Origin of the sequence: Aeromonas sp. sif2433 (assembly GCF_019218705.1) — a bacterium.
Taxonomy (GTDB): Bacteria; Pseudomonadota; Gammaproteobacteria; order Enterobacterales; family Aeromonadaceae; genus Aeromonas; species Aeromonas encheleia.
On sequence record NZ_JAHUXD010000008.1, the window covers coordinates 53,651 to 65,596 of the forward strand.

General features: G+C 62.3%; 11 protein-coding genes. 2 read left to right on the forward strand and 9 right to left on the reverse strand.

Features of this window, described 5'->3' with window-relative positions; translation table 11 throughout:
• Positions 1-16 precede the first annotated feature (16 nt).
• From KW825_RS13610 to tapM, 4 genes are read right to left on the reverse strand one after another with little or no spacing between them, the layout of a single operon-like run.
• Complete coding sequence (locus tag KW825_RS13610; protein WP_218329512.1) at positions 17-544, reverse strand: pilus assembly protein PilP; 528 nt, start codon at positions 542-544, stop codon at positions 17-19.
• Between the two features lie 2 nt (positions 545-546).
• On the reverse strand, positions 547-1,146 hold the full coding sequence (gene tapO / locus KW825_RS13615; protein ID WP_218290615.1) for a type 4a pilus biogenesis protein PilO: 600 nt from the start codon (positions 1,144-1,146) through the stop codon (positions 547-549).
• Positions 1,143-1,712: a PilN family type IV pilus biogenesis protein TapN gene (gene tapN / locus KW825_RS13620; protein WP_218329513.1), complete on the reverse strand. Its 570-nt coding sequence runs from the start codon at positions 1,710-1,712 to the stop codon at positions 1,143-1,145. Before tapN ends, tapO begins: the two co-directional genes overlap by 4 nt.
• Entirely contained in the window at positions 1,700-2,761 is a 1,062-nt protein-coding gene (tapM, locus tag KW825_RS13625; RefSeq protein WP_305730750.1) for a PilM family type IVa pilus assembly protein TapM, read from the reverse strand. Before tapM ends, tapN begins: the two co-directional genes overlap by 13 nt.
• A 295-nt stretch (positions 2,762-3,056) precedes the next feature.
• On the opposite strand from tapM, the gene KW825_RS13630 reads away from it, so the two are divergent.
• A complete protein-coding gene (locus tag KW825_RS13630; RefSeq protein WP_218329515.1) occupies positions 3,057-5,546 on the forward strand; it encodes a penicillin-binding protein 1A in 2,490 nt (829 codons plus the stop codon).
• 65 nt (positions 5,547-5,611) lie between these two features.
• Here KW825_RS13630 and oxyR read toward each other — a convergent pair whose 3' ends face one another.
• The 4 genes from oxyR to KW825_RS13650 form a co-directional block, all read right to left on the reverse strand.
• Positions 5,612-6,508 (reverse strand): DNA-binding transcriptional regulator OxyR, encoded by an 897-nt coding sequence (gene oxyR, locus KW825_RS13635; RefSeq protein WP_218329516.1) that lies wholly within the window; start codon positions 6,506-6,508, stop codon positions 5,612-5,614.
• Between the two features lie 163 nt (positions 6,509-6,671).
• Positions 6,672-8,309, reverse strand: a complete 1,638-nt coding sequence (locus KW825_RS13640) for a methyl-accepting chemotaxis protein (protein WP_218329517.1) — start codon at positions 8,307-8,309, stop codon at positions 6,672-6,674.
• Positions 8,310-8,475: 166 nt separating this feature from the next.
• Entirely contained in the window at positions 8,476-9,120 is a 645-nt protein-coding gene (locus KW825_RS13645; protein ID WP_218329518.1) for a DsbA family protein, read from the reverse strand.
• A gap of 80 nt (positions 9,121-9,200) precedes the next feature.
• Positions 9,201-10,058 carry a Vmh family MBL fold metallo-hydrolase gene (locus KW825_RS13650; RefSeq protein ID WP_218329519.1) on the reverse strand — a complete coding sequence of 286 codons (858 nt, stop codon included), beginning with the start codon at positions 10,056-10,058 and terminating at the stop codon, positions 9,201-9,203.
• A 123-nt stretch (positions 10,059-10,181) separates the two neighbouring features.
• Between KW825_RS13650 and KW825_RS13655 the strand changes: the two genes are divergently transcribed.
• Positions 10,182-11,084, forward strand: a complete 903-nt coding sequence (locus KW825_RS13655; protein WP_218329520.1) for a LysR family transcriptional regulator — start codon at positions 10,182-10,184, stop codon at positions 11,082-11,084.
• A 48-nt stretch (positions 11,085-11,132) separates the two neighbouring features.
• Here KW825_RS13655 and KW825_RS13660 read toward each other — a convergent pair whose 3' ends face one another.
• Positions 11,133-11,915: a BPSS1780 family membrane protein gene (locus tag KW825_RS13660; RefSeq protein ID WP_218290607.1), complete on the reverse strand. Its 783-nt coding sequence runs from the start codon at positions 11,913-11,915 to the stop codon at positions 11,133-11,135.
• Between the last annotated feature and the right edge of the window lie 31 nt (positions 11,916-11,946).

An 11,946-nucleotide genomic window follows, 5' to 3' on the forward strand; every position in this document is an offset into this window, starting at 1 on the left:
CTCTGCTCATCCCTGATCATAGTTTTGCGTCGAGATTGGCCATGGCCAGCTGTGTTTCTCGGGTGACCCAGCATCCTTTGCCATCCGGTACCGTCTCCATCAAGTCAACATGGGTATTGGTGATCTTGATGACCCTTCCCTGATCCAGCCCCATGTATTGATTAAGTCCGACCCGCATGGCGTGTCCATCCGGGGTTCTGATCAGCGCCCATAATTGTCCCTGTCTCCCAATTGATCCCTGCATGCTCAGGCTGGCCAGCGAATAGCGCTCCAGCACTTCTTTCTCGCGATTGGCCACTATCTGGGCGCACTCGGGTTTGACCTTGCCATCCACCTTGGAGCTGGTCTCGGGTTGCGGCTCAATAAAGGGGCTGCGTTGATCGCTACGCTGGTAAGCCATAGGGGAAAACGGCTTTATTTCCGGCAAGGGCTCGATGGGGATGGGCGGCCTCGCCTTGGTCTGCTGCACATATTCATCCATATCGTCCTGCCCGCCACAGGCCGCCAGCAGCAGCACCGGCAACAGCACGCTGATCGCTCTCATGCTCATGGCTTCTGCCCCACGGTTTTGCCGTTGTATTTGTAGGTCTTGGCCAGCATGGACATGCCGATCAGTTCCCCCTGCTCCTTGCTCTGATTGAGCTGGAATGATTCCAGGATCACGATGCGGGGCAAGCCCGCCATGTCGGCCGTGAACTTGCCGAGCTCGTGGTAGGTCCCCACCACCTCGATACGCATGGGAAGCTCGGTCGAAAATTCGTGCTGGACCTCGGCCTCCCAGTTGATCCTGTTCAGCTGGAGCCCGTTATCGGTGGCGATGAAGCTGATGTCATCCAGCAGCCCCGCCACCTCGTGGGTATTGGGCAGCTGCTTGAGCTGGGCATCGACCAGATGCTCCAACTGCACCATCTGCTTGCGGTATGCCTCCAGATTGGCGGCCAGCATGGCCTTGCTCTCGAACTGCGCCTTCAGTTCGGTCTCTTTACCGGCCTCCTGGCGCAACGCCGTCAGGGAGTTGGCGATCACATAGTAATAGATGGCGCCGCCCAGCAAGGCGCAGCAGATCAGGATGAAGATCCCCTTGGCAACCTTGGGCCAACGCGCCATGTCGTTGAGATCCAGTTCATTGAGCTGTTGTAGATTCATTGTTGCCCCTTAGCCACGTTCTGGGGGAGCGTGGCAATCTGGAACATCATGGAGAACTGGCTGAGTGCAATGGGAGCCAGGTCTGCCGTGAAGATGGTGCTGATCTGTGATTGCCCCAGCCAGCCTGAGCCATCGATGCGTCGCATCATGCTGGCAACCCGGCCATAGGCTTCGGCCTTGCCGTTGACATCGATGCGGTTGTTTTGCAGTGCGAGGGTATTGAGATAGACCCCGTTGGGCACCAGCATGGGCAGCTGGTTGAACAGACGCACCGGTACATTGCGCCGCGTCTGTAACTGATCGATGAGCTGCATGCGGTCGATCAGCTCCTTGCGCCGTGCCTGGAGCAGCCGGATCTCGCCGAGCTGGGCATCGAGTATGGTCATCTCCTGCACCAGCCGCTGATTGCGTTGCTGTTGATGGCCGATCTGCTGCACCACCAGCCAGTCGATGGCAAAGGCCAGGGCGGCCGTCCCCGCCAGAAACAGGCCAATCATGGCGCCAAATTGCTGCTTCTGGCGCTGGGCCCTGGCCATTCGCCAGGGCAGGAGGTTTATATTTGACATGGTGTGAAGCTCCGCAGTGCCAGACCCAGAGCTGCCATGTACTTGGCGCCATGAGCCAGTCCCCCCTCCCCCTTGGGCTTGCCGAGCAGGGCAAAGGGATCGGGATGAAAAACTTCACAATGGAGATCCGTGCCCATCTGCTCGACCAGGCCCGGCAGTAAGCTGCCCCCACCCGTCAACACCAGTCTGGGCAACTCCTTGTTGCCAGACGAGCTGCAAAACAGCTGCACGTTGCGCCTGACCTGCAGTATCAGGGTGTTGAGATGGGGTATGAGCACATCCTGCTCGTGATCGGCAGGCAGGGAACCCTGGACCTTCGCCTGCTCGGCGTCGTCCAGCGTCATGCTGTAAAAGGATGCCAGGGCCTGGCTGTATTGATCGCCACCGAAGTTTTGCAAGCGGGAGTAGATCACCTGGCCCTTTATCAGGGCGGCAAAGGTCATGGCACTGGCACCGATGTCGACGATCCCGACCGGTTTGTCACCCGTCTGCAACTCGGGCAGGCAGGCCAGCACTGCGCGCCCCAGCGCATGGGCCCCCACATCCACCACCCTGGTGCTCATGCCGGCTTCGGTCAGGGCGCTGACCCTGCCGTTGACGCTCTCGGTGCGGGCAGCACTCAGCAACACCTCCTGGCGGGTCGCGTCGGCCGTCAGGCCGAGGATCTCAAAGTCCAGGCTGACCTCATCGAGCGGGAACGGGATGATCTGCTCCGCCTCCATCTGGACCTGGCTCTCGAGTTCGCTGTCGTTGATGTTGGCATCGACCTGGATGACTTTGGTGATGACATTGGAGCCGGTCACAGCGGTCGCCACCTGCTGGCACTCCCCCTGAATGAGTCGCTTGAGTGACTTGAGGGACTGGCTGACGCGCTCGATATCCTGCAACTGGTAATCGACCAGGGTGCCTTTGGGCATGGCGATCTCGGCGATAGATTCGACATGCACCTTGCCGGGACGTCCGGTGAGGGTGACGGCCTTGATGGTTTGACTACCAAAGTCAATGCCCGCCAAGGAGAGGAGGGATCCTTTGCTGAATAGCCCAAACATATACACATCCATGCGTTATTGGGTTTAGGACTGATTGTAGGTCAGCTCATCAGAAGGTGATGGCTTACCTCAATATAATGCTCTATCTATCAATGTCATAAAGTTTATGTCAAAAGTTGATGCACCTCTCCTTTCCGCCATGGCCAGCGCCCCTTGGTAATTGCGTCATGGAATGCTACCCTCGCGCCTCTCTTCGAGGCCCGGCTCTTTGGTCAGGAAAACCTCGAATCTGCGGGGGTAAAAAGGCTATACTCTGCGCCCGTTGGCTAATTTTAAGACGATTGGTAGTTCTTCCATGCTGAAATGGCTCGTTCGCCTGTTTATTGTGATGATGCTGGGTGCTGTGCTGGGTGTTGCCAGCCTCATCGGCATCTATTTCTACATCAAGCCCCAGCTGCCGGATGTGAGCGCACTGCGCGATATCAAGCTGGCCACCCCGATGAAGGTGTATAGCCGGGACGGTGAGTTGATCTCCCAATTTGGCGAGATCCGTCGCATCCCGTTGCGCCTGGACGAAATGCCCCAGTCCATGATCGATGCCGTCCTCGCCACCGAGGATGCGCGCTTCTATGAGCACCCCGGGATAGACCCCATCGGCATCATCCGCGCCGCCACCGTCTGGGCCGTCTCCGGTCAAGCCCGTCAGGGTGCCAGTACCATCACCCAGCAGGTGGCGCGCAACTTCTTCCTGAGCAACGAGAAGACCCTGGTGCGCAAGGTCAAGGAAGTGTTCCTGGCCTGGCGCATCGAGCAGAATCTTTCCAAGGACGAGATCCTGACGCTCTATCTCAACAAGATCCCGCTCGGCTACCGCGCCTTTGGGGTCGGTGCCGCCGCTCAGGTTTACTTCGGTAAGGATGTCAAAGATCTGACCCTTGACGAGATCGCCATCATCGCCGGTCTGCCCAAGGCGCCGTCCATGCTCAACCCCATCCGTTCGCCCGAGCGCGCCTTCGCCCGCCGCAACGTGGTGCTGGGCCGCATGCTGGAGACCGGCAAGATCACCCAGGCCCAGTTTGACGAAGCCTCCAAGATGCCGATCAAGGCCCGTTATCACGGCGCCGAGACCACCCTCAACGCCCCCTATCTGAGCGAGATGGTGCGCCAAAAGATGGTGGAGCAGTTTGGTGAAGATGCCTACACCATGGGGCTGCACGTCTACACCACTGTCACCGCCAAGCGCCAGCGCGCCGCTCATCAGGCGCTGCTGGACGGGGTCTTCGACTACGATACCCGCCATGGCTATCGCGGCCCGACCGCACTGCTGTGGAAGGCGGGTGAAGCCGGCTGGGACTACGACCAGATCATGGCCCACCTGGCCAAGCAACCGACTTACCAGCCGCTGATGGCGGCCGTGGTCACCAAGGTCGGTGACAAGAGCGCCACCCTGGTGCTGAAGAATGGCAAGCAGGCCGAGCTCGGCTGGAATGGCATCAAGTGGGCGCGCACCTTCATCACCGATGATCGCCAGAGCTACGCGCCGAAATCGGCACGGGATGTGCTGAAAGTCGGCGCCCAGATCTGGGTGCGGGAGAAAGGGGAAGAGCTGCTGCTCTCCCAGATCCCCGACGTCAACGCCGCCCTGGTCGCCATGAACCCGCAGGACGGGGCCGTAGAGGCGCTGGTCGGCGGCTTCAGCTTCGAGCTGTCCAAGTTCAACCGGGTCGATCAGGCGCGCCGCCAGGTCGGCTCCAACATCAAGCCCTTCCTCTATGCCACCGCGCTGGAGCAGGGTTACACCCTGGCCTCCCTGATCAACGATGCGCCCATCAACCAGTGGGATCCGGCCAAGGGCCCCATGTGGCAGCCCAAGAACTCCCCGGCCATCTATGAAGGCCCCACCACCCTGCGGCTGGGGCTCGCCAAGTCCAAGAACGTGATGTCGGTCCGCCTGATGCGCGCCATCGGGCTGGATACCTACATCGATGGCCTGACCCGCTTCGGCTTCGCGCGCGATCACATCTCCGCCAACGAATCCCTGGCGCTGGGCGCCGCCGAGTTCACCCCGCTGGAAGTGGTGCGTGGCTATTCGGTGCTGGCCAACGGCGGCTTCCAGGTGACCCCTTACTTCATCACCGAAGTGACCGACAGCTTCGGCACCCCCCTGTATCAGGCCAACCCGGCCGCCGCCTGCCGCGACTGCGGCGTGCTGGCCGCCGCCGGGCTCGACAGCGCCGACGCCTACGCCAATACAGTCCCTGACTGGAAGGCCCAGTGCCCGATCGACCCTGTGGTGCCCAACAACATGGCGCCCCAGACCATCAGTGCCCAGAGCGCCTTCCTGGTCACCGATACCCTGACCACCGCCATCTGGGGTGGCAATGGCTGGCGTGGTACCGGCTGGCGTGCGGCCCGTGACCTCAAGCGTCACGACATCTCGGGCAAGACCGGGACCACCAACGAATCGCGGGATGCCTGGTTCTCCGGCTATACCCCGAACCTGGTCGCCACTTCCTGGATAGGTTTTGACAACCACCAACGCGGTCTGGGCCGGGCCGAATTCGGCGGCGGCGCAGCGCAGCCCATCTGGATCGACTTCATGAAGACGGCGCTGCAACAGGTGCCCGAGCGCAAGATGCCGGTGCCGGAGGGGGTCATGCAGGTGCGCATCGATCGCGAGACCGGCCTGCTGACCAATCGTACCGATGGCAGCACCATGGAGGAGTTCTTCAAGGAAGGGACTGAGCCGACCCGCTACGCGAGCCAGCTCTCCGATGGCAATCAGGTCTATGGTGGCGATGGCTCAAGCAGCGATGGCCCGGTCTCGACCGACGACATCTTCTAAGCAGAACCCTTAGATGACAAAAACCGGCGCCAAGGCGCCGGTTTTTTTATGGGGAGCTGGGCGGCTTAACCGAGTTGCGGCCGCATCAGTGACGAGATGCGGGCGGCCAGTTCATTGAAGCAGGGCCGGCGCACCGAGTAGTGGCGATAGAGCAGCGAGATCGTGCGGCCCGGCACCGGATCCACCACGGGGCGGTAGCTGACGCCGCCCTCCTCCTGATTGGCCGGCACGGCGAGGCGGGGGATCAGGGTCAGGCCGCTGCCGGCCGCGACCATGTTGCGCAGGGTCTCGAGACTGGTGCCCTTGAAGCGCTGATCCTCGCCGATCCCGGCGGCAAAACAGAACCCCATCGCCTGATCCCGCAGGCAGTGGCCGTCGGCCAGCATCAGCAGTTTTTTGCCTTTAAGGTTGTGCAGCGGCACCGCCTTGGCCTGCGCCTCGGGATGCTGCTGAGGCACGGCGAGCCACATGGGCTCCTGATACAGCGGTATAGAGCCGAATCCCTCCATCCCCTCCAGCTCGGCCAGTATGATGCAATCCAGCCCCCCCTCCTCCAGCCGCTTGAGCAGCGCCTGGGTCTGCTCCTCGTAGAGGTAGAACTCCAGCTTGGGGAAGTGCTCTCTCAGATCCTGAATGATGTGGGGCAGCAGGTAGGGGCCTACAGTGGGGATGAAGCCGATGTGGATCTCACCGGACATGGGTTCGGCAAAGTGCTGGCCTATGCTCTTGAGCTCGCGCACCTCCTTGAGCACCTTGCGGGCCTGCCGGGCCATGGCGTCGCCGGCAGGGGTGAACAAGACCTTGCGGGAGGTGCGCTCGATCAGGATCACCCCCAGCTCATCTTCCAGCTTGCGCAGCTGACCGCTCAGGGTCGGCTGGCTGACGAAGCAGCGCTCCGCCGCCTTGCGAAAGTGTTTCTCCTCTTCCAGCGCTACCAAATACTCGAGATCGCGAAGGTTCATACATCCAGAATCCGGCCAATCAATGGGGCCACTAGGATGCCCAACAACGGGCGGGGGGACAAGGGATGAGCACCAAACGGGAAGAACCGGCCCGGCACAGCAAAACAAAACGGGCCCGGATGCAGGATCCGGGCCCGCGCTAAGGGCCATCGTCAGCGGGTGCTCACACCCGGAAACGACGCACCATCTCCTGCAGTTGAGTCGCCAGCAGATTGAGCTCCTGACAGGCTTGCGCCATCTGGGTCGCCCCGGCCACCACCTCCTCCGAGGCATGGCTGATGTTGACCACGTTGCGGTTGAGCTCTTCGCTCACCGCCCCCTGCTCCTCGGTCGCCGTCGCAATCTGGATGTTCATGTGGGAGATGTTCTCGACCGATCCGCTGATCTCGGTGATGGAGGCCCCCGCTTCCCGCGCCGTGCCGACAGTCGCCTGCATCAACGCCTGACTCTGTGCCATGGTGCTGCCAGCATACTCCGCCCGATGCTGCAGCTCGGAGATGATGGTGTTGATCTGGGCGGTGGAATCCTGGGTCCGCTTCGCCAGGGTGCGCACCTCATCGGCCACCACCGCAAACCCGCGCCCCTGTTCACCCGCCCGGGCCGCCTCGATGGCGGCGTTCAGGGCCAGCAGGTTGGTCTGCTCGGCGATGCCGCGGATCACTTCCAGCACCATGCCGATGTTGCGGCTGTCGTCGCCGAGCTGGCGGATCACCTCGGCCGTGCTCTCGATGGCGGTCGCGACCTGTTCGATCCGCACTATGGAGTCGTTGACGGTATGGGCGCCCTGCTCGGCCGTGCTGCTGGCCAGGGTGGCCGCCCCCGCCGCGTCGTTGGTGTTGCGGGAGACCTCCTGCACCGTGGCCTGCATCTCGTTCATGGCCGTCGCCAGCTGGTTCAGCTCATGCTGCTGATTGTTCATGCTGGATGCCGACTGCCTGGCGACCACGCTGATCTCCTCGGCGGCCGAGCTGAGCTGCACCACAGAGCCGGACACCTCGCTGACCAGGTCCCGCAGGCGCCCCTGCATCTCGCCAAAGCCCCTGGCCAGCTGCCCCAGCTCATCATTGTTGAACTGAGCCAGGCTCAGCTCGGTCGCCAGATCCCCCGCCGAGACCTTCTGGGTCTGAGCCAGCAACAGCATGACCGGATTGCGGATGAGCCGGGTCAGCAGCCAGGCCACCACCACCACGAATAGCACGGCGATCGAGCCGACCAGGATGTTGAGCAGCCGAGAGTCTTCGTACACCCCCTTGATGGTGGTGGTCATGTCACGGGCGGCGTTGTCGTTGATGCTCCGCAGCAGCAGGGCCTGCTTGCTGACCGCCTCCAGCGCAACCAGGGTCTCCCCCTTGCGCAGGGACATGACCCGTTCCAGCTCCCCCTTACGCAGGGCCGCCATCAGCTGCTCATGGGAGGTGAAGTACTGGCTGGCCGCCGCCTTGAGGGCCATGAACTCCTGCTCTTCCTGCCCCGAGGTGAACGGCATGGCATCATAGGCCTGGGCCGCGGCGTCGAACTCCTGCCTGGCCGCCTGGTAGGTCTTGTCGTGCAGCGCGATTTCCTGCTGATCTTCCCGCGCCGCTATCACCATGTTCAACTCGGCCCGCCGCGCATCCAGCAGGGCGATCTCCATCTGGTTGGCTGCCTGCATGCTCGGGATCAGGTTGCCGGTGATCTCGGTGCTGTCACGATACAGGCCCGACAACTGGGACACGGAAAACCAGGCAAGGGCGACGATCAGGACGCCCAAGACGGCGAATCCACCGCTCAGTTTCTGGCTAATAGACATGTTTTTGAACATGGTGAAGATCCTTGCCGACAAGAGATACATTCGGGACATTCATGCCCGACATGATGACTATCCATAAATGGATATTTTTAGCTGCGTCATCCTATATCGTCAGCACGCCTCCAAGCATGAGCAAATATGGCTCTGAAAGGCACTGTTCAGACCAGATTCCTCATGACTAGGCGTGTCCCTGCCCGATCGCCTGAACGAGATGGGCGGCAAAGGCGGCCGGATCCCCCAGGAAGGAGGCGGTCGGCAACGAGGTGATCCGCCCACCCTGCATCAACCCCAGGGTCGGGTATCCCTGACCGCCGAGGCGGCGCAACCAGCGCTGGCTCTCCGCCAGGTGCCCGGCCAGATCCACCCTCTGGCAGGCCTGCTCGAACGCACTTCTCGTGATGCCCTGCTCCGCCGCGAGTTCGCTCAGGTTGTCCAGAGAGCCCACCCAGCGGCCGTCGCGATAGTGGCACTGCTGGATGCGGTGCAGCAGCGTCAGGCCATCTCCCCCCAGCTCGTCGATCGCCAGGATGGCGCGAATAGGCGGCTCGGAATCGAGGGACAGGCCCTCGCTCAGCAGCAGCTCGTCGAAGTAGCGTGTCCCAAACGGCTGGCCGGTCAGGGCCTGGATCCGCTCGTCATGGGGGCGCACATAGTCACGCAACGCCTCTCCCATCGGCTGGCGACGCGGGCCCAGCCAGAGGCCGCCGGCATGCAGCGCGATCCCAAGGCCGGGGATCCCGGCCGCGGCCGCGAGCAGGGGGGCCGCGCCATAGCACCAGCCGCAGAGGGGGTCGTACACATAATGCAAGGTGGTTTCGTTCATGGATTCACTCCGGCGCCATCAATTGAAAAAACCGGGCAGCGACTGCCCGGTAAAAAACACAGGAAATTGGACTCAGGCCATTACCACTTCATCTCGCCGCTATTGACCTTGGCGCCGATGGCCAGGCCGTCGTCGACCGGCAGGGCCGGGAAGGCCTGCTTCAAACCGTCGATAAGCTCGGCCGACCCCTTGGACTTGGCCAGCACCTGCTCGAAGCGCTGCACATAGTCGCGGGTGAAGGTCACCGCCTCGGCGCCCTTGGGTTCGGCCCCGAGGAAGTGGCCCGGCACGACCCGCTCCGGTTTCAGGGCCAGCAGCTCATTGAGGGTCTGCACCCAGTGCGCCCGCGCCGCCTTGGTCTGGCTGTCTGCCATCCACACGTGAGTACCGCTGTATACCGGCACGCCGCCGAACGCCGTCTTGATGGAGGGGACCCAGAGGTAGGCACTCGGGGTGTTCATCGCCTTGATCTCGATCGTCTTCCCTTCCAGGGTCAGCTGGGAAGCGGTCATCACCTCCGGCACTATCAACTGTTTGGGCGCCTGCTCGGCGAGGATCGGGCCCCAGTAGGCCAGTTTGGCATCCTTGGTCTGCCTGATGTGGTCGACCACGTGCTGACTGGCCAGGATCTTGACCTCGGGGAAGGCGGCCTTGATGGGCTCAAGCCCGAAATAGAAGTCGGGATCCCCACCGCTGATATAGACGGTGGTCAGCTTCTTGCCGCTCTGCTTGATCAGATCCACCAGGGCCTTGCCGTCATTGATCCCGAATTGGGCGTCGATCAGGATGGCCTCTTTATCACCGCTCACCAGCTCGGAGGAGACCGGGAAGATGCCCTGCTCGCCCGGGTTGTAGACGGTCACGGTCAGCGGGCCCGCCAAGGCGGCGCCACTGAGCAGGGTGCTGGCCAGGGTCAGGGTACGAAGTGCTGTGTTCATCGGGTATTCCTCATAAGGTCGCTTGTCATCGAATGAACACAGTTTATTGAAACTTTATCGGTACAAATACCGCATAATTAGCGCATCACTGTTGCACAAATCGAGCATATAGGAGGGCGGAACATGGATCGACTGACGGCACTGCGGGTCTTCGTCACAGTGGTCGAGCAGGGCAGCCTGAGCGGTGCCGGGGACAAGCTGGAGATGTCGCGCGCCATGGTGTCGCGCTATCTGGCCGAGCTGGAGCGCTGGATGGGGGCCCGATTGCTGCACCGCACCACCCGCCGGCTGAGCCTCACCGGGCCGGGTGAGGAGGCGCTGAACCGGGCCAGGACCATGCTGGCCCTGGGCGAGGAGATGGAGCAGCTGGCGGTGCAGAGCCAGGAGGCCCCCAAGGGGCAGTTGCGCATCACCAGCAGCTATTCCCTGGCGGAAGCCTTGCTGGTCCGGACCGCCAACGACTACCTGGCTCGTTATCCCGGCACCGCCATCGACATCCTGTTGCTGGACAGGACAGTCAACCTGGTGGAGGAGCGGATCGATCTCGCCGTGCGCATCACCAACGATCTGGATCCCAACCTGGTGGCGCGCCGCCTCGGCACCTGCCATTCGGTGGTCTGTGCCAGCCCTGCCTACCTGGCGCGCCACGCGCCTTTGCAGCAGGTGCAGGATCTGGCGCTGCACAACTGCCTCACCTACACCTACTTCGGCAAGAGCCTGTGGGAGTTTCAGGGGCCCGCTGGCCCAGAGTCCGTGCCGGTGAGCGGCAACCTCAGCGCCAACATCTCCAACCTGCTGCTGGCGGCGACCCTGGATGGGGCGGGCATCAGCCTGCAGCCAAGCTACTCGGTGCAGGCCCAACTGGCGAGCGGGGCCCTGGTGCCGCTGCTGACCCAGTGGCAGCCCAAGCGGCTCGGCGTCTATGCCGTCTACGGCACCCGCAAGCAGATGTCTCCCCTGCTGCGCAGCTTCCTCGACTTCCTCATCGCCCGCATGGCGGACGATCCCCTGTGGCAATCAGAGTAAACAGTCAATAAAAAGGGGCCCGCGGGCCCCTTGTCATGCTGTGCTGGCTTATGCCTCGAAACCGAACGCCTTGGCGGGCGGCTCGGCATCAGCGGCATCCAGCTCCTCCAGATAGATGTCACGGTAGGCCGCATAGATGGAGTAGTTGATGGCTGGCAGCACCACCAGCAGGCCGACCAGAAACAGCGCCGCCCCAAGCAGCAGCAACAGGGCACCGAGCAGCCCCCACCAGAGGAAGGGCCACATGTTGCGCAGACAGCCCGCGAAGCTGAGCTTGGCCGCCTGCCAGACCCCCACCTCGTGGAAGAAGATGAGGGCGGGGGCGAAGGTGATCGCCATCAGCAAAGGGACCAGCAAGGCCAGGAACAGCAGCAGGCAGAGCATGAAGCCCTGCGCCTGCTCGGGTGTCACCGTCAGGGTTTCCGGATCCTGAGACAGCAAGCCGGTCAGATCCCACAGGTGCAGCAGGGCGAAGCAGGCAAGCAGCAGCAGGCAGAACAGCGACAGCACCAGCAGCCCCCCCAGGATCAGGGGCGTCAGCTTGTGACGAAAACCGGCAAAGAAGTCGGCAAACTGCAGGGGCTGCCCCCCATAGCCCCGCTGCGCCACCGCCACCCAGCCGGCGCCCCACACCATATACAGCAACTGGGAGATAAAGCTGCCCGCCGGTAACTGCTCCAGCAGCATGCCCACCAGGAACCAGAGCACTATCATGGCCACACTGGCCCCCATGCCCTTGTTGAAGATGTCGAACCCGGTGCGGATCCAGATCCAGCCCCGCCCCATGGGGTGACGCTTGGGTTCGCTGCGCAGGCGGTTGTCACTGTTCATCGTCGACCTCGTTGCAAAAATAAAACGAAAG

Coding starts and splice junctions, on each gene's coding strand:
- tapO (WP_218290615.1), bottom strand. CDS start 1,146: ATGAATCTACAACAGCTCAATGAACTGGATCTCAACGACATGGCGCGT.
- KW825_RS13655 (WP_218329520.1), top strand. CDS start 10,182: ATGGATCGACTGACGGCACTGCGGGTCTTCGTCACAGTGGTCGAGCAG.
- KW825_RS13645 (WP_218329518.1), bottom strand. CDS start 9,120: ATGAACGAAACCACCTTGCATTATGTGTACGACCCCCTCTGCGGCTGG.
- KW825_RS13630 (WP_218329515.1), top strand. CDS start 3,057: ATGCTGAAATGGCTCGTTCGCCTGTTTATTGTGATGATGCTGGGTGCT.
- tapN (WP_218329513.1), bottom strand. CDS start 1,712: ATGTCAAATATAAACCTCCTGCCCTGGCGAATGGCCAGGGCCCAGCGC.
- tapM (WP_305730750.1), bottom strand. CDS start 2,761: ATGTTTGGGCTATTCAGCAAAGGATCCCTCCTCTCCTTGGCGGGCATT.
- oxyR (WP_218329516.1), bottom strand. CDS start 6,508: ATGAACCTTCGCGATCTCGAGTATTTGGTAGCGCTGGAAGAGGAGAAA.
- KW825_RS13650 (WP_218329519.1), bottom strand. CDS start 10,058: ATGAACACAGCACTTCGTACCCTGACCCTGGCCAGCACCCTGCTCAGT.
- KW825_RS13660 (WP_218290607.1), bottom strand. CDS start 11,915: ATGAACAGTGACAACCGCCTGCGCAGCGAACCCAAGCGTCACCCCATG.
- KW825_RS13610 (WP_218329512.1), bottom strand. CDS start 544: ATGAGAGCGATCAGCGTGCTGTTGCCGGTGCTGCTGCTGGCGGCCTGT.
- KW825_RS13640 (WP_218329517.1), bottom strand. CDS start 8,309: ATGTTCAAAAACATGTCTATTAGCCAGAAACTGAGCGGTGGATTCGCC.